The organism is Cytobacillus purgationiresistens, from assembly GCF_030813235.1.
GTDB classification, from domain to species: domain Bacteria; phylum Bacillota; class Bacilli; order Bacillales; family Cytobacillaceae; genus Cytobacillus; species Cytobacillus purgationiresistens.
This window is the reverse complement of the sequence record NZ_JAUSUB010000025.1, coordinates 1-22,458: the sequence shown is the minus strand read 5'-3', so window position 1 is coordinate 22,458 and position 22,458 is coordinate 1. Positions and strand designations below refer to the sequence as shown.

At 40.0% G+C, this 22,458-nt stretch carries 24 protein-coding genes, 1 rRNA gene and 2 other annotated features; all 25 genes read right to left on the bottom strand.

The features are described 5' to 3' along the window. Positions 1-50: 50 nt before the first annotated feature. Positions 51-653, bottom strand: a complete 603-nt coding sequence (locus J2S17_RS21530) for a class I SAM-dependent methyltransferase (protein WP_307477952.1) — start codon at positions 651-653, stop codon at positions 51-53. Between the two features lie 323 nt (positions 654-976). Next, on the bottom strand, positions 977-1,342 hold the full coding sequence (gene rplL / locus J2S17_RS21525; RefSeq protein ID WP_307477950.1) for a 50S ribosomal protein L7/L12: 366 nt from the start codon (positions 1,340-1,342) through the stop codon (positions 977-979). Positions 1,343-1,399: 57 nt separating this feature from the next. Then, on the bottom strand, positions 1,400-1,900 hold the full coding sequence (gene rplJ / locus J2S17_RS21520; protein ID WP_307477948.1) for a 50S ribosomal protein L10: 501 nt from the start codon (positions 1,898-1,900) through the stop codon (positions 1,400-1,402). 64 nt (positions 1,901-1,964) lie between these two features. Further along, positions 1,965-2,110 (bottom strand) — a sequence feature (ribosomal protein L10 leader region). Positions 2,111-2,201: 91 nt separating this feature from the next. Next, positions 2,202-2,900 (bottom strand): 50S ribosomal protein L1, encoded by a 699-nt coding sequence (rplA, locus tag J2S17_RS21515; RefSeq protein WP_307477947.1) that lies wholly within the window; start codon positions 2,898-2,900, stop codon positions 2,202-2,204. Between the two features lie 213 nt (positions 2,901-3,113). Beyond that, positions 3,114-3,539, bottom strand: coding sequence for a 50S ribosomal protein L11 (gene rplK, locus J2S17_RS21510; protein WP_009336545.1), 426 nt, complete (start codon positions 3,537-3,539; stop codon positions 3,114-3,116). A 243-nt stretch (positions 3,540-3,782) separates the two neighbouring features. Next, a complete protein-coding gene (gene nusG / locus J2S17_RS21505; protein ID WP_307477945.1) occupies positions 3,783-4,316 on the bottom strand; it encodes a transcription termination/antitermination protein NusG in 534 nt (177 codons plus the stop codon). Positions 4,317-4,529: 213 nt separating this feature from the next. Next, on the bottom strand, positions 4,530-4,712 hold the full coding sequence (gene secE, locus J2S17_RS21500; RefSeq protein ID WP_307477943.1) for a preprotein translocase subunit SecE: 183 nt from the start codon (positions 4,710-4,712) through the stop codon (positions 4,530-4,532). 125 nt (positions 4,713-4,837) lie between these two features. Then, positions 4,838-4,981, bottom strand: coding sequence for a 50S ribosomal protein L33 (gene rpmG / locus J2S17_RS21495; RefSeq protein ID WP_307477941.1), 144 nt, complete (start codon positions 4,979-4,981; stop codon positions 4,838-4,840). 175 nt (positions 4,982-5,156) lie between these two features. After that, a complete protein-coding gene (sigH, locus tag J2S17_RS21490; RefSeq protein WP_307477940.1) occupies positions 5,157-5,879 on the bottom strand; it encodes an RNA polymerase sporulation sigma factor SigH in 723 nt (240 codons plus the stop codon). Between the two features lie 8 nt (positions 5,880-5,887). Beyond that, positions 5,888-6,394, bottom strand: coding sequence for an NYN domain-containing protein (locus tag J2S17_RS21485; RefSeq protein WP_307477938.1), 507 nt, complete (start codon positions 6,392-6,394; stop codon positions 5,888-5,890). A 2-nt stretch (positions 6,395-6,396) separates the two neighbouring features. Next, a complete protein-coding gene (gene rlmB, locus J2S17_RS21480) occupies positions 6,397-7,140 on the bottom strand; it encodes a 23S rRNA (guanosine(2251)-2'-O)-methyltransferase RlmB (RefSeq protein ID WP_307477936.1) in 744 nt (247 codons plus the stop codon). After that, positions 7,130-7,561 carry a Mini-ribonuclease 3 gene (locus tag J2S17_RS21475; RefSeq protein ID WP_307477934.1) on the bottom strand — a complete coding sequence of 144 codons (432 nt, stop codon included), beginning with the start codon at positions 7,559-7,561 and terminating at the stop codon, positions 7,130-7,132. Before J2S17_RS21475 ends, rlmB begins: the two co-directional genes overlap by 11 nt. 4 nt (positions 7,562-7,565) lie before the next feature. Continuing rightward, positions 7,566-8,969 (bottom strand): cysteine--tRNA ligase, encoded by a 1,404-nt coding sequence (cysS, locus tag J2S17_RS21470; RefSeq protein WP_307477933.1) that lies wholly within the window; start codon positions 8,967-8,969, stop codon positions 7,566-7,568. Then, the gene (gene cysE / locus J2S17_RS21465) at positions 8,969-9,619 is read right to left on the bottom strand and encodes a serine O-acetyltransferase (protein WP_307477931.1); all 651 of its coding nucleotides are present in this window, start codon (positions 9,617-9,619) and stop codon (positions 8,969-8,971) included. The genes cysS and cysE overlap by 1 nt, the downstream gene beginning before the upstream one ends. Positions 9,620-9,819: 200 nt before the next feature. Further along, positions 9,820-10,073: a binding site (T-box leader), on the bottom strand. Between the two features lie 277 nt (positions 10,074-10,350). Next, positions 10,351-11,808: a glutamate--tRNA ligase gene (gene gltX, locus J2S17_RS21460; protein ID WP_307477930.1), complete on the bottom strand. Its 1,458-nt coding sequence runs from the start codon at positions 11,806-11,808 to the stop codon at positions 10,351-10,353. 136 nt (positions 11,809-11,944) lie between these two features. After that, positions 11,945-12,427 (bottom strand): 2-C-methyl-D-erythritol 2,4-cyclodiphosphate synthase, encoded by a 483-nt coding sequence (ispF, locus tag J2S17_RS21455; protein ID WP_307477929.1) that lies wholly within the window; start codon positions 12,425-12,427, stop codon positions 11,945-11,947. 59 nt (positions 12,428-12,486) lie between these two features. Continuing rightward, positions 12,487-13,182: a 2-C-methyl-D-erythritol 4-phosphate cytidylyltransferase gene (gene ispD, locus J2S17_RS21450; protein WP_307477927.1), complete on the bottom strand. Its 696-nt coding sequence runs from the start codon at positions 13,180-13,182 to the stop codon at positions 12,487-12,489. An 86-nt stretch (positions 13,183-13,268) separates the two neighbouring features. Next, complete coding sequence (locus J2S17_RS21445; protein ID WP_307477926.1) at positions 13,269-14,342, bottom strand: PIN/TRAM domain-containing protein; 1,074 nt, start codon at positions 14,340-14,342, stop codon at positions 13,269-13,271. A 214-nt stretch (positions 14,343-14,556) separates the two neighbouring features. Continuing rightward, positions 14,557-15,630 carry a DNA integrity scanning diadenylate cyclase DisA gene (gene disA / locus J2S17_RS21440; RefSeq protein ID WP_307477924.1) on the bottom strand — a complete coding sequence of 358 codons (1,074 nt, stop codon included), beginning with the start codon at positions 15,628-15,630 and terminating at the stop codon, positions 14,557-14,559. Next, positions 15,630-17,012, bottom strand: a complete 1,383-nt coding sequence (gene radA, locus J2S17_RS21435; RefSeq protein ID WP_307477922.1) for a DNA repair protein RadA — start codon at positions 17,010-17,012, stop codon at positions 15,630-15,632. Before radA ends, disA begins: the two co-directional genes overlap by 1 nt. 378 nt (positions 17,013-17,390) lie before the next feature. Continuing rightward, positions 17,391-19,841 (bottom strand): ATP-dependent protease ATP-binding subunit ClpC, encoded by a 2,451-nt coding sequence (clpC, locus tag J2S17_RS21430; RefSeq protein ID WP_307477920.1) that lies wholly within the window; start codon positions 19,839-19,841, stop codon positions 17,391-17,393. Between the two features lie 6 nt (positions 19,842-19,847). Then, positions 19,848-20,927: a protein-arginine kinase McsB gene (gene mcsB, locus J2S17_RS21425; protein WP_307477919.1), complete on the bottom strand. Its 1,080-nt coding sequence runs from the start codon at positions 20,925-20,927 to the stop codon at positions 19,848-19,850. 2 nt (positions 20,928-20,929) lie between these two features. Continuing rightward, on the bottom strand, positions 20,930-21,478 hold the full coding sequence (mcsA, locus tag J2S17_RS21420; RefSeq protein ID WP_307477918.1) for a protein-arginine kinase activator protein McsA: 549 nt from the start codon (positions 21,476-21,478) through the stop codon (positions 20,930-20,932). A gap of 28 nt (positions 21,479-21,506) precedes the next feature. Then, a complete protein-coding gene (locus tag J2S17_RS21415) occupies positions 21,507-21,968 on the bottom strand; it encodes a CtsR family transcriptional regulator (protein ID WP_307477916.1) in 462 nt (153 codons plus the stop codon). Positions 21,969-22,363: 395 nt separating this feature from the next. Next, positions 22,364-22,458 (bottom strand): 5S ribosomal RNA (gene rrf / locus J2S17_RS21410); the annotation flags it as partial.

Below are 22,458 nucleotides of genomic sequence, written 5' to 3'. Positions count from 1 at the left end.
GAGTATAATATGTTGGCATTTTACAATACTAACATAGCGAAAAAGTCAAGTCAATCTTTTTTTCCTTTTAAAATAAAATACCCTTTTTTCTTCACAACTGTCTCTACTTCACTGAATAATTGCTCTAGTTTTTCTATGGCAGATGGTGCTCCTTGCTTCTTTTGAATCACAACCCACAGCTCTCCGCCTTTAATTAAACAATCATAGCTTTGTTCAAAAATTTCGTGTACTGTTTTCTTTCCTGCCCTAATAGGCGGGTTCGTTAGAATAGCTGCAAATTTATTCCCTTTTACACCTTCAAGCTTGTCACTTTCATAGATCCGCACATTTTTTATCGCATTTAATTCTGCATTTTCTTTTGCAAGTCCTAAGGCACGCGTGTTCACATCCACCATATGAATAGTCCGATCCTCCATTATAGAGGCCATCGAAAGGCCAATAGGTCCGTATCCACAGCCCACATCCAGAAGATCACCTTGAGATTCAGGAATTTCAAATGTTTCAATTAAAAGCTTTGAGCCATAATCTACATCGCCTTTTGAAAATACACCATTATCGGTTTTAAAACGAAATGAACGGTTTCTGAGCGTAAAGCTCCAAGTCTTTGGGTTGCTTTCAACTTTTTGTGTTTGGGAGTAATAGTGTTCAGACATGTTTTTCACCTCCGTTTAGGAAAGATTGATAATGAAGAATGTACGAGGGCTTTCTTTTAAGCATAGCCAAAACAATTGCATATTAGTAAGAAAAGCGCGGGGCGCCTTGGTCATCTCCTCACAAACGTAGAAGGGCTTGTTCTTTCGATAAAGGATACACGGTGTGCGTGAGCGAACCGATGTTGACTTATCTTAGTGAGGATGCCTGAAGTTTGATAGGCGATAAAACGCTTGCGCTAGACATTATTCTAATTGAAGAATTTATACTTTCTTATCTTTCAAAAAAAAGCCCGCTTTAAAAAGCGGGCTTTTTTTATCATATATTACTTAACTTCTACGCCAGCTCCAACTTCTTCAAGTTTAGCTTTAAGTTCTTCAGCTTCGTCTTTAGAGATGCCTTCTTTAATAGCTTTTGGAGTGTTATCAACAACTTCTTTCGCTTCTTTAAGTCCAAGACCTGTGATTTCACGAACAGCTTTGATAACTTTGATTTTTTGATCTCCTGCAGAAGTAAGGATTACATCAAATTCAGTTTTTTCAGCTGCAGCGTCTCCACCAGCAGCTCCACCCATAACAGCTACAGGAGCTGCAGCAGTTACTCCGAATTCTTCTTCGATTGCTTTTACTAAGTCGTTAAGTTCTAAAACAGTCATACTTTTAACTGCTTCAATGATTTGTTCTTTAGTCATGATAATATTTCCTCCTTAAATTTTGTTAGGTTCTATTAGTTTGACGCTAAAGTTAACTTACGCGCCTTGTTCTTCTTTTTGATCTGCAACAGCTTTTGTTGCAAGAGCAAGATTGCGAATTGGTGCTTGAAGTACGCTGAGTAGCATAGAAAGAAGACCTTCGCGAGATGGAAGTTCAGCAAGAGCTTTCACTTCTTCTACAGTTGCGATGTTTCCTTCGATGACACCTGCTTTAATTTCAAGTGCTTCGTGCTTTTTAGCAAAATCGTTAAGGATTTTAGCTGGAGCTACGACGTCCTCTGTGCTGAATGCAATTGCATTTGGACCAGTTAGGAATTCACTTAAACCTGCAAGTTCAGCAGATTCAGCTGCACGGCGAGTCATAGAGTTTTTATATACTTTGAATTCAATACCTGCTTCACGTAATTGTTTACGAAGTTCTGTAACTTCAGAAACAGTTAGTCCACGGTAATCAACAACTACTGTTGATAGACTCGCTTTGAATTTGCCAGTAATTTCTTCTACGATTTGCTGCTTTTGTTCGATAACGCTGCTCATCTTTACACCTCCTATAGATTTCTGCATTCATACCGCTTTAGGCCAGATAAGTGCAAAAATGACACTTCTCAACAAAAAACCTCCACGTCTGTCATAGACATGGAGGAAGTATACAATAGCTTGTAAAAGCATATAAATCTATCGTATGACCTCGGCAGGGAATTAAGCTAAGTTAGCACCTGCTGTCTACGGTACAAATGGTTATTTTATTTTCACAACAAAATACATTTTACTTAATGTATTTTGTATTGTCAATGTTTTTCAAAATGCTTACTCATCCAATTAATGGATATGAGAGCGATTATTTTGTAGCTGCTGATGATGAGTCGACTTTTACGCCAGGTCCCATTGTAGTTGTTACAGAAACATTCTTCATGTAAGTTCCTTTTGCAGCTGCAGGTTTTGCTTTCATCATTGTATCGAAAATAGTGTTGAAGTTTTCAACAAGTTTTTCGTCTTCAAATGATACTTTACCGATTGGAACGTGGATGTTACCAGCTTTTTCAACACGGTATTCAACTTTACCTGCTTTAATTTCATTCACAGCTTTTTCAACATCGAAAGTAACTGTTCCTGTTTTAGGGTTTGGCATTAAACCTTTAGGTCCTAAAACGCGACCAAGTTTACCAACTTCACCCATCATGTCAGGTGTAGCAACGATTACATCGAAATCGAACCAGCCTTGAGTGATTTTAGTGATGTATTCTGAATCACCTACGAAGTCAGCTCCAGCAGCTTCAGCTTCTTTTGCTTTTTCGCCTTTAGCGAATACAAGAACACGTTGAGTTTTACCAGTACCATTCGGTAGTACAACTGCACCACGAATTTGTTGGTCTGCTTTCTTAGGATCTACGCCTAAACGGAATGCTACTTCAACAGTTGCATCAAATTTAGCAAAGTTTGTTTTCTTTGCAAGAGCAATTGCTTCTGCAACTGGGTAAGCTTTTGTGCTGTCTACAAGTTTAGCAGCCTCTATATACTTCTTACCTTTTTTAGCCATTTTAATTTCCTCCTTGAATGTGGTTTTAGCGGAATAACCTCCCACGCTGAAAGGCCGACGTCTAATACACAACCCCGACAGAGAGCAGATTAGCCTAAAGCTAATCGATGACCTCGTGCCGCTAAGACGTCGGAGCCGAACAGCATAAAGGTTGCGAGTGAACCAAATTCAGCATCGCAACCCCCATGAAACAACATAACTCTCTGCATAGCATTAGTCTTCGATAACAATACCCATGCTGCGTGCAGTACCTTCAACCATACGCATAGCAGCTTCGACGCTTGCTGCGTTTAGATCAGGCATTTTTGTTTCAGCAATCTCGCGTACCTTGTCACGCTTGACTGTTGCTACTTTATTACGGTTTGGTTCACCAGAACCAGACTCAATTCCAGCTGCTTTTTTAAGTAAAACTGCAGCGGGTGGAGTTTTCGTAATAAATGTAAATGAACGGTCTTCAAAAACCGTAATTTCAACAGGAATGATTAAGCCAGCTTGTTCAGCTGTGCGCGCATTAAATTCCTTACAGAATCCCATGATATTAACACCGGCTTGACCTAGTGCAGGACCAACTGGTGGTGCTGGGTTCGCTTTACCTGCAGGGATTTGCAATTTAACAAGTTTGATTACTTTTTTAGCCACGAGACACACCTCCTTAAAGTCCGTGATGTGGTAATAGGGAAATATCCCTCCCACTCAACTTATATTCTTTATATAAAGATAAAGAACGATATCAAATGTCCGGTCTCTTGTCTGAGACATACTGACCTATGAAATATTATCACTTTTCAAAGATGATTTCAAGTTTTTTTCAAAAATATAGGAGGGACACCCATCATCTATACGTTTCTTCCAACCTTACATCTTATAAAGTAGTGAAAATCGTTATATTTTTTCTATTTGAGAAAAATCAAGTTCAACAGGCGTATCTCTTCCAAACATATTGACTAGCACTTTGATTTTCGCTTTATCTTTGTCAATTTCTTCAATCGATCCAGTAAAGTTCGCAAATGGTCCTTCGTTTACCTGTACTGTCTCACCGATTTCAAAATCAACATCCATGCGCCTTTCTTCCACACCCATGCGCTTAAGGATTACATCGACTTCCTCAGGTAATAATGGGGTTGGCTTAGAGCCTGAACCAGCTGAACCTACGAAACCTGTCACACCTGGCGTATTTCGTACAACATACCACGAGTCATCTGTCATCACAATTTCCACTAACACATAACCAGGGAATACTTTACGCTTTACGATTTTCTTTTTACCATTTTTAATATCTGTTTCTTCCTCTTCAGGTACAATCACTCGAAAGATCTTATCCTGCATCGCCATAGATTCAACACGCTTCTCTAGGTTTGCCTTAACTTTATTTTCATAACCAGAGTACGTATGAACAACATACCAATTTTTTTCCATTCAAAGGGGACTTATTCGTCCTTCCCTCCCTGTAATCATTTATTATTTAATAAGACTTTAAAAAGTCTAGCTTCATCATTAGGGGCTCAATGTTTTAAGCTTCTCACTCCTAATTACGCGGCTTCCACTTTTTTTACCAAATGAAAAAACCCGTTTCCGGGCTTCGCAAATGTTTCCTGTGTTATTCTCCATTATACCATGGAAACTCAGGGGTTATTCAAGAATAAAACGAATCAATTCAGAAATACCTAGATCAATGACCATGAAGAACAGCGTAAAGAAGAGTACAACAACTAAAACAGTAATTGTATACTTCGTTAACTCTTTACGAGTCGGCCAGCTGACCTTTTTCATTTCTCGTCCAACTTCACGGAAAAAATTCACGATGCGTCGCATTTCGTAACCCCCAACTTCAAGAGATATATCCTTCAACAGAAAGCACCTTTAAACTAGAACTCATCCCCCCGAATGATATCCTCAAGGACTTTTCTGAGATCAGAAAAAATAAATCTATATAAATATTATTTTGTTTCACGATGGATCGTATGTGCACTGCATGTGCTGCAAAACTTTTTCAATTCTAGTCTTTCAGATTCTTTATTACTTGTAGTTGAGTAGTTTCTAGAACCGCATTCAACACAAGCTAAAGCTATTTTCTTCGGCATTTATCTACACCTACCATGTCTACTTTTATGCCATTAAAACTCTAACATGGACAATTGTCGATGTCAATAACTGCAAAAAACAACAACACTTCACTATAAAAGTGAAACGTTCATGATGCGTGGAAGCTGGGACGAAAAAATAATATAAATAGAATGGCGTTTAACCATTCGTACATTATAAAGAAAATTCCCGCACTTCCAAATATCTTTCTAGCTTTCTCTTTACTCTCTGCAGTGCATTATCGATTGACTTCACATGACGGTTTAACTCTTCTGAAATTTCTTGATAGGACTGACCGTCTAAATAAAGAGCCAACACTTTTCTTTCGAGATCACTTAAAAGCTCTGACATCTTCACTTCAATGTGATCAAATTCTTCCTGATTGATAATAAGCTCTTCAGGATCCATAACCTTCGCACCGGAAATGATATCCATTAATGTCCGATCCGATTCTTCATCATAGATGGGCTTGTCCAATGAAACATAGGAGTTCAACGGAATATGCTTTTGCCTTGTTGCTGTTTTGATTGCAGTGATAATTTGTCTTGTAATACACAGCTCAGCAAATGCCTTAAAAGAGGATAGCTTGTCCTCCTTGTAATCACGAATGGCTTTATACAAACCAATCATGCCTTCCTGTACAATATCTTCCTTATCAGCACCAATTAGAAAATATGATCTTGCCTTGGCTCGCACAAAATTTCGATACTTATGAATCAAATAATCTAGCGCTTCACTTTCGCCTTTATGGACTAATTCAATCAATTCCTCATCTTCTAGCTGAAAGAATATTGCGTGATTTTCAGCCGTTGTCTTGAAGTCAGTACTCACTAGGATCCCCCCGACCGTACAAGCATGGATAGCAATATTATACAGTAGTCGTTTTTCCAGCGTCAACTGCCCGATTACTTCTCACGACGCCATTTTTCGAAAATTTCCGCTACTTCTGCACTTAATGGGATTTTTGACACTGGTTTATTTTCCTGTGTTTTTTTTACCTTTTTGCCTATTTGATTGTCAACATGGTTCATTTCAATTAATAATTCCCGTGCTGATTTTCTTAATGCACCCTGTCCAAATATAACACGCTGTTCAGTAAAATCAGAGGTTGCCACATGAATTTGCGTCCTAATATCGCTTAAATCAATCGCCAGCTTTTCAATCCGCTCATCCGCTGTTTCATTTGTACGGGTAAAAATAACCTCAACATTGTAATTCTTAATTTTTCGTTCAGTTCCTTTTACAAAGTGTGCATCAAAAACAACAATGACTCGATAGCCGGAATACCCTTGGTATTCCGCCATCTTTTCTATGAGTCGATCTCTTGCAGCTTCTAAGTCTGTATTTTTCAATTCCCGTAGTTCCGGCCAGGCACCGATAATGTTATATCCATCGACAAGAAGGATATCCATTTCTATCCCTCAATCGGAGAACGTTTTCGGTAAACCTCGTACATAAGAAGAGCTGCCGCAACAGATGCATTGAGAGAGGTTACTTTGCCTGCCATTGGCAAGCTAATGAGGAAATCACACTTATCTCTAATAAGACGCCCCATGCCTTTTCCCTCACTTCCAATGACTAGCCCAATCGGCATTGTACCATCAAGCTGGCGGAAGTCTTGCTTACCACTGGCATCTGTACCTGCAATCCAGACACCTCTCTCTTTTAATTCATCAATTGTTCTAGCCATATTCGTTACGCGCGCTACTGGAATATACTCAATTGCCCCTGTAGATGCCTTTGCAACGGTTGCAGTCAGCCCTACCGCACGACGTTTAGGAATAATAATGCCATGTGCACCTGATGCATCCGCTGTTCGCATGATTGAACCTAGATTATGCGGGTCTTCAATTTCATCCAGCAGCAAAAAGAAAGGCGCTTCATTTCTCTTTTCTGCAAGGGCGAATAAATCATCCACCTCCGCATATTGATAGGCAGCTACTTGTGCTGCAACACCTTGATGATTACCGATCTCCATCTGGTCCAGCTTTTTCTTAGGTACAAACTGTACAAGAACGCCTGCGCTTTTTGCGAGTCCAATCACCTGTTGCATTTGCCCTCCTTGCGAGCCCTCAGCAATCAGGATTTTATTAATATCCCTCTCCGATTTCAACGCTTCAATCACCGGGTTTTTGCCAATAATAAAGTCATGACTCATTTTTCATTTCCCCCTTTCTTCCTTCGATCCATTCAAATGCTTGTACAACGATTTCTTCCAGTCTTTCCAGTCTGTCTGATAAGTATAGATAACCGATTAAAGCTTCGAAGGCAGTGCTATAACGATATGTTTGCACATCGGTGTTTTTTGGGACCGTTCCAGATTTTGCATTTCTGCCTCTTCTGACTACAGCCCTTTCTTCTTCAGATAAATTGTCTCCATCCAGCATGGCATGTATGACCTTTGCCTGCGCTTTGGCAGAAACATAGCGAGTCGCCTCTTTATGGAGCAAATTCGGACGCACACTGCCCTTTTGTATCAATTCATGCCGAACATAATTTTCAAAAACAGCATCGCCCATATAGGCAAGGGCGAGACTGTTTAATTGTTTGGGATCAATTTTTTTATTATAGTGAAGCATTCCATTAGCCTCTTTTCCATCTCGTGCCTTGTGCTGTATCTTCCAAGATGATATCCATCTCTTTCAGCCTATCACGAATTTGGTCAGCCAGTTGGAAATTCCGGTCTTTACGGGCTTGAATTCTTTGCTCTAGAAGCGCTTCAATTTCTTCATCCAATAACTCGCCATCCGCTCCATCAAGCGTTAAGCCAAGGATATCAAAGAAGCTTTCAAATTGCTTAATAAAGGCATCAATTACAACAACAGCTGTATTCTTTTCCATTAAATAATAATTGGCTACTTTAGAGAGCTCAAATAGTACAGAAATGGCATTCGCTGTATTAAAATCATCATCCATTTCATCGATGAACTGTTGCTCAAGCTTAATGATTTTGTCTAGCCATTCTTGATTATTATCTGTTAAATTTGCACTTGCCTCTTTACGGTGCTGCAAGTTTTCATAGGATGCTTTAATCCTTTCCAAGCCAGCACGTGTATTTTCAAGCAATTCTTCGCTATAGTTTATCGGGTTACGATAGTGTACAGAAAGCATAAAGAATCTCAATACTTTAGGGTCATGATTCTTAATAATGTCATGAACAAGCACAAAGTTTCCGAGCGATTTGGACATCTTCTCATTATCAATATTGATATAGCCATTATGCATCCAATAGCGAGCAAAGGTTTTTCCTGTTAAAGCTTCAGATTGAGCAATCTCATTTTCATGATGCGGGAAGGAAAGGTCCTGTCCGCCTGCGTGAATATCAATCGTTTCGCCTAAATACTTCTTCGCCATTGCTGAGCACTCGATATGCCATCCAGGTCGTCCTTCTCCCCATGGGCTATCCCACTTAATTTCGCCTTCTTTTGCTGTTTTCCACAATACAAAATCAAGCGCATCCTGCTTCTTCTCGCCGATAGCGATACGCGTCCCGATTTTTAATTCATCAATCGATTGATGTGAAAGCTTGCCATATCCTTCAAATTTACGTGTATGATAATACACATCACCTTCAGATTCATAGGCATATCCTTTATCAATCAATGTCTGGATAAACTCAATAATAATATCCATATTACCTGTTACTCTTGGGTGGACATCCGCTCGTTTGCAGCCAAGTGCAGACACATCTTCAAAATAGGCATCAATAAATCTTTCCGCTATTTCCGGTACTTCTTCACCTAGTTCTTTAGCCGTGCGTATTAATTTATCATCCACATCTGTGAAATTTGACACGTAATTCACATCGTAGCCGCGATACTCAAGATATCTTCTCACTGTGTCAAATACGATAGGAGGACGAGCATTCCCTATATGAATATAGTTATAAACAGTCGGTCCACACACATACATTTTTACTTTCCCTTCTTCAAGGGGAATAAACGGTTCTTTCTTTCTCGAAAGCGTATTATATAACTGAATCGCCATTAAATTTGGCCCCTTTCATTCCTCATCTGTTCTACTTCAACCTTCATTGCTTTCAGCTCTTTTTCAAGCTCCTTGAATCGATCGGCTATTGGATCAGGCAAGTCTGTATGGTTTAAATCCTTCGCTACCTTTACCCCATCCCTGATTTTCACTTTCCCAGGAATGCCAACTACTGTTGAGTTAGGTGGTACATCATGAAGGACAACTGATCCTGCTCCTACTTTAGAGTTTTCCCCAATTGTAATCGAACCAAGCACCTTAGCCCCAGTTGCAATCAAGGCATTATCCTTAATCGTTGGATGCCGCTTTCCTTTTTCTTTACCCGTTCCGCCTAATGTCACACCCTGGTACACAGTGACATTATCGCCGATCTCGCAAGTCTCTCCAATCACCACGCCCATTCCATGATCAATGAAAAAGCGCCGTCCGATTTTTGCACCGGGATGGATTTCAATACCTGTAAAGAATCGGCTGATTTGAGAAGTAGCCCGCGCCAGGAAAAAGAACTTATTTTTATATAATGCATGCGCGATTCGATGTGCCCAAATCGAGTGCAATCCCGAGTAGGTTAAAACGACTTCGAACATGCTTCTAGCTGCAGGATCTTGTTCGAATACAACATCAATATCTTCCTTCATTCTCTTAAACATACCAATCTCCCCTCCTTTATTGCTGCTTTTCATTTTCCCCCTATAATATTTTCTGGGAAATGGAATGACAGTACCTCACTGACAGCAGGACTATCTACTTAAGGATAATTAGAATAAATCAGTGAGAATCACATACACTTTTCGTTATTTCCGACAAAAATACTCCCCTTTAAAAACCAAAAAGCGCCTCTGTCATTTACGACAGAGACGCTGAAATAAGCGCGGTTCCACTCTGTTTAGACTTTTTTCATAAAAAGCCTCAACTTTAACCTTATAACGGAAGGACAACCGCCTGATTTCTACTTCTACCTGCGCTCTAGTTCATGCACAGATTGGTTCGAAACAGGGCTCAGAGGGGCATTTCAGATGACGAGAGGCTTAAACCACTTTCAGCCGGTGATGGTTTTCTCTAAGAAGCTTCATACATCCTACTTTTCCTCATCAACACTTTAACTATAAAGCGAGGTGGATTAACTATAAAGCGGAAGGGCCTTGTTCAGCCCCGACAAACTTAAGATGAATCAGACTGGAGGTTGTTCTTTAACCTCTAGACTGATTTAGCTTATGACCTCGAGGGGCTAGGCACTGCAGCTGGATTAACTATAAAGCGAAGGTGGCTCGCTCATTGGCCTTGAGCCGCTGATATCCAGACCTTTTTTAAACTTGAAGATATTATACTTTTTAAATTTATAAAAAGATACTATTTACTATATTATATTTTCCCCAATATGTTAACCTAAAATACTTAATAACCTGCTTTTCACTTTCTCTTGACCTAAAAGCTCAATCGCTTGCGGAAGATCTGGGCCATGTGTTTGCCCTGTTGTCGCAGAGCGGATTGGCATAAATAATTTTTTCCCTTTATGTCCAGTGGCTTTTTGCACAGATTTCATTGCCGCTTTGATTGCATCGGCTTTAAACTCCTCTAGTTGCTCAAGCTCTTTTAGGAAGGCTGCTAGCACTTCAGGCACTTGTTCTTCAGCAAGGACTTCCTTTGCTTCTTCTTCCAAAGTCAATTCCTCTGTGAAGAAAAGCTCTGATAAGCCGACAATTTCCGCACCGAAGCTCATTTTCTCTTGGAGTAAAGCAACTAATTTTTTCACCCATTCCACTTTTTCTGCAGATAAGTTTTCCTCAACCTTCCCCGCCTTCACGAGATGAGGAAGTGACACTTCTGCAAGCTTATCTACATCAAGCTTCTTCATATATTGATTATTCATATAAGCGAGCTTTTGTTTGTCAAATAATGCTGGAGATTTTGAAAGACGAGAAGCGTCAAAAATCTCAATAATTTCTTCTTTAGAGAAGATTTCTTCTTCACCACTCGGAGACCATCCCAGCAATGTAATGAAGTTAAATAATGCTTCAGGTAAGTACCCAAGTTCCTCATATTGTTCAATAAATTGAATGATGGATTCATCACGTTTGCTTAATTTTTTTCGGCTTTCGTTTACAATTAATGTCATATGGCCAAACTGTGGCGCTTCCCAGCCTAACGCTTCATAGATCATTAGCTGCTTAGGAGTATTGGAGATATGGTCATCCCCTCTTAACACATGAGAAATCTTCATTAAATAATCATCAACTGCAACCGCAAAGTTATAAGTCGGTGTACCATCCTTCTTAACAATTACATGATCACCTATGCCGTCGGATTCAAAAGAAACTTCCCCTTTGACGATGTCATTGAATGAATAAACCTTTCCTGTCGGCACAAGAAAACGAATGCTTGGCTCTCTGCCTTCTGCTTCAAGAGCAGCGCGCTCATCTGCTGACAAGCGGCGGCATTTCCCAGAATAAGCTGGTGTTTCCCCTTTTGCCATTTGCTCCTCGCGCTCTGCTTCAAGCTCTTCTTCAGTGCAATAGCATTTATAAGCTTTTCCATTATCGAGCAGTTCTTGATAGTAAGTTTGGTAAATTTCATTGCGCTCTGATTGACGGTATGGCCCGTAGTTGCCTTCTTTATCAACGCTCTCATCCCAATCAATTCCAAGCCATTGCAAATAACGAAGCTGACTTTCTTCTCCACCTTCAATATTACGTTTTTTATCCGTATCCTCGATTCGAATAATAAACTTTCCGCCTTGGCTGCGAGCAAATAAATAATTAAATAAAGCCGTTCGGGCATTCCCGATATGTAAATGTCCTGTTGGGCTTGGTGCATAACGCACACGAACATCGTTTGACATGTTTTTTGCCTCCTCCAAACCGGTTTTCAATATATTAATCACGTATAATTAAAAATCATTTCGTACGATCGCAACTGCAATCAGTCGCAACCTTTATTTTATCACTCAGCATGTTGTTGTCAAAGCGGATTTATAATCAGCTGTCTTTTCTTTTTAAGAGCAAGGTCACTTGAGAAGCAATACCTTCTCCCCTGCCTGTGAATCCAAGCATCTCTGTAGTTGTCGCTTTCACGTTGATATTCTCTGCGTCCGTTTCAAGAAGCGATGCAATCCTCGCTCTCATTGGTTCAATATGCGGAGCCATTTTTGGTTTTTGCGCAATTATTGTGCAATCTGCATTAACAAGCTCATAGCCTTTATCCTTCACTAACTGCCATACATGTGTTAACAGCTTAGCGGAGTCAGCATCTTTAAATTCAGCATCCGTGTCAGGGAAGTGCTTGCCTATATCTCCTTCACCAATTGCACCTAAACATGCATCCGCAACTGTATGTAATAGCACATCGGCATCTGAATGCCCTAGCAGCCCCTTTTCATACGGAATATGAATGCCGCCAATAATAAGGGGGCGACCTTCTGTTAATTGATGAACATCAAATCCTTGCCCAATACGAAACATACCATCTTCTCCTTTTTATCTAAATAAGGCAATAGCCATATATTATTTACATTCTACCATCATAGCTGATTTTTGCGTTTTTTGATAATCGCTTCAGCAAAGTATAAATCCTCTGGTGTTGTCAGTTTAATATTGTCGTAATGGCCTTCAACTATGGTCACATCAGCTTGAAGACGTTCAACAAGACTTGCATCATCCGTTCCTATAAAAGCATCCTCTTCTGCCCTGCGGTGCGCCTCACGCAGAAGCGGCAAGCGAAATGCTTGTGGCGTTTGCACCGCCCACAAGCTGGAGCGTTCAATCGTTTCGGTGACGATTCCATCTCTTGCTTTTTTAACTGTATCCTTTACAGGCACAGCAAGAATTGCACTAGCACCGTTCTCAGCTGCTGCAACAAGAGCTCCTATTTGATCTCTGTCCAAAAACGGACGCGCACCATCGTGGACAAGAACAACACCCTCGCCTGAGAGCTGCTTTACGGCATTGTATACACTTTGCTGTCTTTCCTTGCCGCCATGGATCAATCCAGCGACTTTTGTCAGACGATGTTCCTTCATAAGATCTGTTAATCCAGCCTCATCAAGAGGGTTGATCGCCAGATAAATACCTCCACAACTTGGATCGTTTTCAAAAACCTGCAAGGTATGAACAAGAACCGGAATTCCTTTAAGCGGCAGCAGCAGCTTGTTCTTCCCCGCTCCCATTCTTTTCCCCTGGCCAGCTGCAGGAATAATGACTCTATATGGATTATGCATCAATATTCTCCCTTAATCAGAATAAAAAGCGGAAAGAAAGAGGCTTATCCTGTAAGCTCTTTCCCTCTGCTCTTGTATTTTGTATCTTATAAAGCTTTCTCTAATAGTTTGGGTTTAGCAAATATCATCCGTCCAGCAGAAGTTTGCAGCACACTGGTAACAATCACATCAATATGCTTGCCAATATAGTTGCGGCCTTCTTCTACAACGATCATCGTCCCGTCATCTAAATAAGCAATGCCTTGATTCTGTTCCTTACCATCTTTAATCACTTGAACCTTCATTTCTTCCCCAGGAAGCACAACAGGCTTCACCGCATTCGCCAAGTCATTAATATTAAGAACAGCCACCTTTTGCAGCTCACATACTTTATTTAGATTGAAGTCGTTTGTGACTACGACCCCATTTGTAATCTTAGCCAATTTAACTAATTTGCTGTCAACCTCTTGAATCTCTTCAAAGTTTCCTTCATAAATCTCCACTTTCATTGAAAGCTCTTTTTGAATGCGATTCAATATATCTAAACCTCTTCGACCTCTATTCCGCTTTAAAACATCGGATGAATCAGCAATATGCTGAAGTTCCTCTAAAACGAAACGAGGAATGACAATGGTTCCTTCTAAAAATCCGGTTTGACATATATCTGCGACTCGTCCATCAATAATGACACTTGTATCTAATATTTTTAACGTGTGTGCCTCTGGCTCAGTCTCTTCCTCAGTGGTCTTTTTCTTTTTACTAGTAAATAGGGTTAATAATTCATCACGCTTCTTAAATCCTATTTGGAATCCTAAATAACCAAATAAGAGAGTTAATACGATCGGTGCAACCGTATTCAAAAACTCTATTGTGTTTAGGGCGTATCCCAATAAAAACGCTACAACAAGACCAAATATCAGCCCTAGACTACCAAAAATAATATCGGTAATCGGCACTTTTACGATAGACTCCTCTGTCCATTTTATAAAATTGACTACGTGATCTACCGCCCAAAACGCTAAAAGATAAAAAATAATGGCACCTAGAATGGCGGATATATAAGGATTATTTACCAGAGGAATGCTGTCCAATTTCATCAATAATAATAATTCTGGAATTAAAAAAATCCCGATCGTTACTCCTGTAATAAGGAAGCATGCCTGCACAATTCGTTTTAACATTCCTTCACCTCCTTCTACTCATTATTAACAAATTCTCAAAATTGAAACGTCAATGTTAAGAGAATTTTATCTTTATGCTAAAAGTTATACTAATAAACTAAATAAAGAGGGATTTTTTCTATAAATGTTAACTTAAGCCTAGCATCGTTTACGATAGGATGTCAAATAATAAACTAACCATTTTAGCATATTGAATCCATTAGTTCAATGGGTATTACAAATGTCTATCTGCAAAAAACTGCTCCTGGATAAGCCTCAAGCCCTCATTAATTTTTCTTGCTCTCACTTCTCCTATTCCTTCAACTTCATCTAATTCCTCAATTGACGCCACTGCGATATATCTTAGCTCTTGGAATCGCTCCACTAAATTCTCAATAATAATCGGTGGAAGCCTCGGTACTTTATGCAGCACTCGATAACCTCTTGGGAAGATAAATTCCTCCGTATGAATATAGCCATGATACCCAAGCAGCTTCATAATGAATGAATCCTCCAGCATCTCACCTTTAGACAGCTCTTCCAGCCTTACTAGTGCCGCCTTTGAAGAAAGCTCTTTAGAATGGGAATAGTCCATGATAATGAGTTCCGCTTCTCGTTCCATTTCTACCAGCAGCTCATTCATTTGCAACCTGATAAGCCTTCCTTCCGTCCCAAGTTCACTCAAATAAGTCAATAATTCATTTTTAATCTTCAAGACCATTTCAATGTTATGCATCACATTGAGCACATCATTATAGGTCACTTGCTCTTCAAACTCCAGAATGCCTAAGTTTGAAATACCTTGCTCTAATACAACTTTATATTTTTCTAACGTTTGAACGGCCACATTCGCCTTTGTTAAAATGACTCCAATATCCTTTAAAGCATATCGAGAAGAGCCCTTATAGAGTGTAATAACATTTCTTCGTTGTGAGACAGCAATTACCAGGGCTCCTGTTTGTTTCGCAACACGCTCAGCTGTCCTGTGACGCATGCCTGTTTCTGATGAAGGGATGCCGGAGTCTGGCGCAAGCTGGCCATTTGCGATTAAAATCTTATTTCCCTCTTGATTTAAAATGATTGCTCCGTCCATTTTTGCAAGTTCATATAAATAGCTTGGAGAAAATGGACAATTAATTTGAAAGCCGCCATCCACAATGCTCGCAATCTGTTCTTTTGAACAAAGGACAATTAAGCCGCCTGTATTCGCACGCAGAACATTATCTATCCCTGCACGCAAAGGAGTCCCAGGAGCCATAAACCTTAAAATTTCACTTATTGTAATATCACTTTGCTTCTTAGATTCCATCATTTACCTCCTATTGCAGCTTTCAAGGCTTCACTAACTGAATGAACACCTAATAATTCTACTCCATCCGGACCTTTCCATCCGCTAAGATTATTAGCTGGGAGTATAATTCGCTCAAACCCAAGCTTTGCAGCCTCCTGTACACGCTGTTCAACCCTAGAGACGCGCCTCACCTCGCCAGTCAAGCCCACTTCACCAATAATACAATCCGTCGCACGCGTCGGTTTATCACGGAAGCTTGAAGCGATACTTACAGCAATGGCTAAATCAATCGCAGGCTCGTCCAATTTCACACCGCCGGCAACTTTTAGATAAGCATCCTGGTTTTGCAAAAGCATTCCAACCCGTTTTTCAAGTACAGCCATCAGCAAGGGTACTCGGTTATGGTCAATACCCGTCGCCATTCTTCGCGGATTGCCAAAACTGGTTGGAGAGATTAAAGCTTGTATTTCTACAAGTACCGGCCTTGTTCCTTCCATCGAAGCAACAACCGTTGAACCTGCTGCCCCTTGGGATCTTTCCTCAAGGAAGATCTCAGAAGGATTGGCCACCTCTTCAAGCCCCAGCTCTTTCATTTCAAAAATACCCATTTCATTGGTTGAGCCAAAACGGTTTTTCACTGCTCTTAGAATTCGATAAGTATGATGACGCTCTCCTTCAAAATATAAAACCGTATCAACCATATGCTCCAATATCCGAGGACCCGCAATAGAGCCTTCCTTGGTCACATGTCCAACAATAAAAATCGCGATTCCTTTTGTCTTACCAATTCTCATGAGCTCAGCAGTACACTCACGGACTTGAGAAACACTTCCTGGCGCTGAAGTGACATCAGGATGAAAGATGGTTTGAATCGAATCCACGATGACAAAGCTTGGATTGAGACTATCAATCGTGCGGCTTATTTCCTCAAGGCTTGTCTCTGAATAAACAAGCAGCTGATCAGAAGAAATCGAAAGCCGATCAGCTCGCATCTTTGTCTGTTTAATAGATTCCTCCCCGGAAATATAAAGGACGGAGTGATTTTGATTCGCTAACTGTGAAGAAACCTGTAGCAGCAAGGTTGACTTCCCAATTCCCGGATCTCCCCCAATCAAAACGAGCGACCCTCTCACTACTCCGCCACCTAGCACGCGATTAAGTTCTTTCATTTCTGTATAAATTCTTGGCTCGCTTACGGTCTCAATGGCATTAATAGCCGTTGCTTTTGACATCACTGCCGTTCCTTGCGAATGTGCAAATGCACCTCGTCTTGTATTTGCAGGCTTCTCTACTTCCTCTACCATTTTGTTCCATATTCCACAACCTGGACATTTACCCATCCATTTTGCAGACTCATACCCGCATTCTTGACATATAAATTTCGTTTTTCTTTTTGCCATCATTATCTCCTTTACCAAACAAACGATTCTTGCATAATCTATTTATTCCAACTATAACAAGGGATTGACTCTGATTCAAAGATTAACTAATAAATGGGAAGAATAGTTATATTTAACGACCCTTATAAAAAAGCATGTGGCGCCTTGTTCATCTCCGTACAAACGCAGAAGGGCTTCGACCGAGATAAAAGAAACAAGGTGAGCGAGTGATTGATTCGATGTTGACTTATCACAGGGAGGAGGCCTGAAGTTTGATAGGCGCCGGAGCTAGACGTTTTTCTAGCTTAAAAAATTTTAACTTTCTTATTTAAAGGCAAAGAAGGTACACGCCATTCTTAAAAGCGTGTACCTTCTTTGTTGAAAATTTATATTCTTTCCTTATTTTTGTAATGGTGCAGCTTCATTTTCTTCTACCTTTTTAACAACGAATTCTCCATCTTCAACATCGATTACGACACTTTGACCTGTTAACACGGTTCCTCTTAACAGCTCTTCTGATAATCGATCCTCGATGTGTTTTTGGATGGCTCTGCGCAATGGTCTTGCCCCATATTCAGGATCATAACCTTCTTCAGAAATTTTAATTTTAGCCGCATCCGTTAATTCCAGCGCAATATCTTGTTCCTTCAAACGCTTTGTTAAAGAATCAGACATTAAAGTAACAATCTCCTGAAGTTGTTTTCTTTCAAGTGCATGGAACACAATCGTTTCATCGATTCTGTTAAGGAATTCAGGACGGAAAGCTTTCTTAAGCTCTTCCATCACCTTACCCTTCATATCTTTGTAATTATGTTCATCGTCTTGAACGTTAAATCCAACATATTTATCCCGCTTAAGTGCCTCAGCACCTACATTGGATGTCATAATTAATACAGTATTGCGGAAATCTACCGTTCTTCCTTTAGAATCAGTGAGACGCCCATCTTCTAACACTTGAAGAAGAATATTAAACACATCTGGATGTGCTTTCTCGATTTCATCTAATAATACAACTGAATATGGCTTTCTTCGTACCTTTTCAGTCAATTGTCCACCTTCATCATAACCTACGTATCCTGGAGGTGAGCCAACAAGGCGAGAAGTTGAATGCTTCTCCATATACTCAGACATATCTATCCGAATCATCGCATCCTCATCACCGAACATCGCTTCAGCAAGCGCCCTCGCCAATTCGGTTTTACCTACCCCTGTAGGCCCAAGGAAGACGAATGAACCGATTGGGCGTTTGGGATCCTTCAAGCCTGCACGAGCTCGACGTACTGCTTTAGAAATTGCTTTAACCGCTTCTTCCTGACCTATGACTCTAGAGTGAAGGATTTCTTCAAGGTTTAACAGCTTTTCTGTTTCTGTTTGCGCCAATTTAGATACTGGAATACCAGTCCAGCTCGATACTACATTCGCAATATCTTCAACTGTCACTTCACTGTTTTCTTTTCCTTGTTTTTCTTTCCAAGTCTTTTTCGTTTCTTCAAGCTGCTCACGCAACCGCTGCTCTGTATCTCTCAATGAAGCTGCCTTTTCAAACTCCTGGCTTTGGACAGCTGCATCCTTTTCTTTGCGGACATCTTCAAGCTTTACTTCAAGCTCTTTTAAATTCGGCGGTGTTGTATAGGAACGAAGCCTTACTTTTGAACCAGCCTCATCAATTAAATCAATCGCTTTATCCGGCAGGAAACGATCAGAAATATAACGATCTGATAATTTAACTGCTGCTTCAATGGATGCATCAGTTATTGTTACACGATGATGCGCTTCATATCTATCTCTTAATCCTTTAAGAATTTGCACAGATTCATCTGCTGTTGGCTCATCAACAGTAATAGGCTGGAAACGTCTCTCTAACGCCGCATCCTTTTCAATATATTTGCGATACTCATCTAAAGTTGTCGCACCAATACATTGAAGCTCGCCGCGGGCAAGAGATGGCTTAAGAATATTAGATGCATCAATTGCGCCTTCTGCACCACCTGCACCTATTAAGGTATGAAGCTCATCAATGAATAGAATAATATTTCCTGCTTGGCGAATTTCGTCCATCACCTTTTTCAAACGATCTTCAAATTCACCGCGATATTTCGTACCTGCAACAACCGTACCCATATCGAGTGTCATAACTCTCTTATCTCTTAGCGTTTCAGGTACTTCATTATTGATAATTTGTTGGGCTAATCCCTCTGCAATTGCTGTTTTACCAACACCAGGCTCACCAATAAGCACTGGATTGTTTTTTGTTCTGCGGCTCAGCACCTCTATTACACGTTGGATTTCCTTGCTTCGCCCAATCACCGGATCTAAGCTGCCTTCACGGGCAATTGCCGTTAAATCACGTGCTAGCCCATCTAAGGTAGGTGTATTGGCATTTGCAGATGATCCGCCTTGGTGTCCACTGGATTCATTGCTTCCTAATAGCTGCAATACCTGTTGACGTGCTTTATTTAAACTTACTCCCAGATTATTTAATACTCTTGCTGCAACGCCTTCACCTTCGCGGATAAGCCCCAGCAAGATGTGTTCAGTACCAACATAAGAATGACCGAGTTTTCTTGCTTCATCCATTGAAAGCTCAATGACTTTCTTTGCTCTTGGTGTATAATTAGGCGTTTGAGAAGCTTCTTGCCCTCTGCCAATTAAGTTTTCCACTTCAGTTTGAATTTTTTCAGAGCCTAGACCCAGAGCATAGAGTGCTTTGGCAGCGATGCCTTCCCCTTCGCTTACTAAACCTAATAAAATATGTTCTGTTCCTATATTACTATGGCCTAATCGAATCGCTTCCTCTTGGGCTAATGCTAACACCTTTTGTGCTCTCTCAGTAAATCGTCCGAACATCATATTTCATCATCCTCCCAACTCTTTATCTTCCATTTTTAATCTTTCCCTTATTAATGAAGCCCTGCGGATATCACGTTCAAATGGACGCAACGGACCTCCTGCATATTGCTGTAAAAAGCCAGGCTGTGTTAAAACCATTAATTCATTTAATATATTTTTAGAAATGCCCTGTATATAGTTCATATCAATACCAAGGCGAACATCTGACAAGCATCGTGCCGCTTCCTTTGTTTCAATCACTCGGCTATTGGAAAGGGTGCCGTAAGAGCGAAAGACTCTATCTTCTAATTGTATGTTTGAAGTCTTCTCTAATGCTTCTCTGGCTGATCTTTCCTGTGAAATTAATTGACTGACCACGCTCTTTAAATCCTCTGCAATATCCTCTTCTGATTTTCCAAGTGTGATTTGGTTAGAAACTTGAAAGATGTTACCTAATGCTTCGCTGCCTTCACCGAAAATCCCTCTAACGACTAAGCCTAGTTGATTAATAGCTGGAATGATTCGATTCATTTGCTGTGTCATGATCAAAGCAGGTAAATGCATCATAACAGATGCACGAAGACCAGTGCCAACATTCGTCGGACAGCTTGTTAAATATCCAATTTTCTCATCAAATGCATAATCGATTTCCTCTTCTAACCAATCATCTATTTCATATGCAACATCGAGCGCTTCTGATAATTGAAAACCAGGAAATAGGCATTGTATCCTAATATGATCTTCTTCATTTATCATAATACTCACTTCTTCATTTTCCGTAAGCAGACAAGCTCCATAATTTGCATTTTCAACTAGATGTGGGCTGATTAAATGCTTTTCCATCAGCACCCTTTTTTGCAAAGGCTGAAGTTCATCCATTAATAAAAGCTCTAAATCGCCAAACTTATCAAATGAGGACTTGCTCATTCGGTCTTCGATATTTTGAATGACTGATTTTGCTTCCTCATTTGAAAAGATTGTTGGGAAATTCACTTGTTTAATATTGCGAGCAAGCCTTATCCTTGAACTCAAAACAATGTCTGAGTCAGGCCCTTCTGAACTCATCCAGGAGCTTACCGCTTGATTCATAAACTTCTCCAATGACAAGCTTACTCCCCTCCCTCATCATGACCATTCATTTCTTTTTCAAGCTTTCTTATCTCATCTCTTGTCTCAGCTGCTTTTTCAAATTCTTCTTTTAAAATGAGTTCTTTTAATTCATTCTTCAATTCGTCTATTTTCTTGCGCAAATGAATACTTCCCCCGATTCTGGCAGGAACTTTCCCATTATGCGTCCAGTTACCGCTATGAAGTCTTTTGACAATCGGTTTTAACTGATCGCTAAAAGCATCATAACAGTGGGCACAACCAAATTTGCCGACTTTCGCAAATTGCTGAAAGGTCATTGAACACTGTTCACATTGCAATACTTTTTCCTGTTCCAAAGGCGCTTTGCTTGCTCCTTGAAAGGCGGGTTCCATATTAAACAGCCCTGTTAATAAATTGTTTATGGAAAAACCAGATCCGCTGCTCAACATAAACATATCGCCATGTTCCTGTGCACATTTTTCACACAAGTGAAACTCAGCCTTCTCGCCATTCATAATTTTTGTAAAATGGAGTGTAGCAGGTCTCTGATTACACTCTTGGCATATCATGTCATTCACCTCTCCAGGTTTGCTTTCTTTATTTATATTTTAATGTCGTTAGCATTGCCTTGAGCATTCTGGCACGAAGTTCATCTCTATATGGCAGTTCTATATAGAGGACAGAGCGATCAATCACACTAAGCATGATTTTTGCTTCTCTTTTTGTGATAATTTCTTCTTCAACTAAGCGAATAATGACGTTCCCTGCACTATTTTGAGAGATACGGCTTTGTATAATCGTGATTAACTGATTAATAAGATCCGCATGATCATAGGCTTGCACCTTCATAATGCGAATATATCCGCCCCCGCCTCGCTTACTTTCAACTACATATCCTTTTTCAATCGTGAACCGAGTATTGATTACATAATTAATTTGGGAAGGAACACATTGAAATTTGTCAGCAATTTCACTTCTCTTAATTTCAACGATTTCCCGATCACTCATCTCTAATACCTGTTTAAGATAATTTTCAATGATATCTGTTATGTTTTTCACCCGGCCTCCCCCTATCTGACTTTGACTATATTTGACGTAAATTATACAGTAATTATGTATCAAGTTGCAACGAAGTAGCTTTATAATTTTTCCCTTATAATTCACATCTCAAACGTATGATTTTGAAGTCTTCGTATTTTATTTGCCGATGTTTAATTGATTTTCTAGAGGGTTGCTTGAATTCATATATACTATGATTGTGTTTATAATAAGTTCATTAATTGAATGAACCCGGAGATGAAAGAAGTTAATGGAAGAGTTGGCAACAGATTTTATAAGAGATATTTGCTTTATATATACAGGGTTGTTTTTCCACACTCCTCTTATCATTATCATCCTTCGAATTCTTATTCAAAACAAAAAGAGTACCTATACAGGTACTCTCATGATCATTTGCCCGGCAACGTCCTACTCTCACAAGGGGACAGCCCCTAACTACCATCGGCGCTGAGAAGCTTAACTTCCGTGTTCGGTATGGGAACGGGTGTGA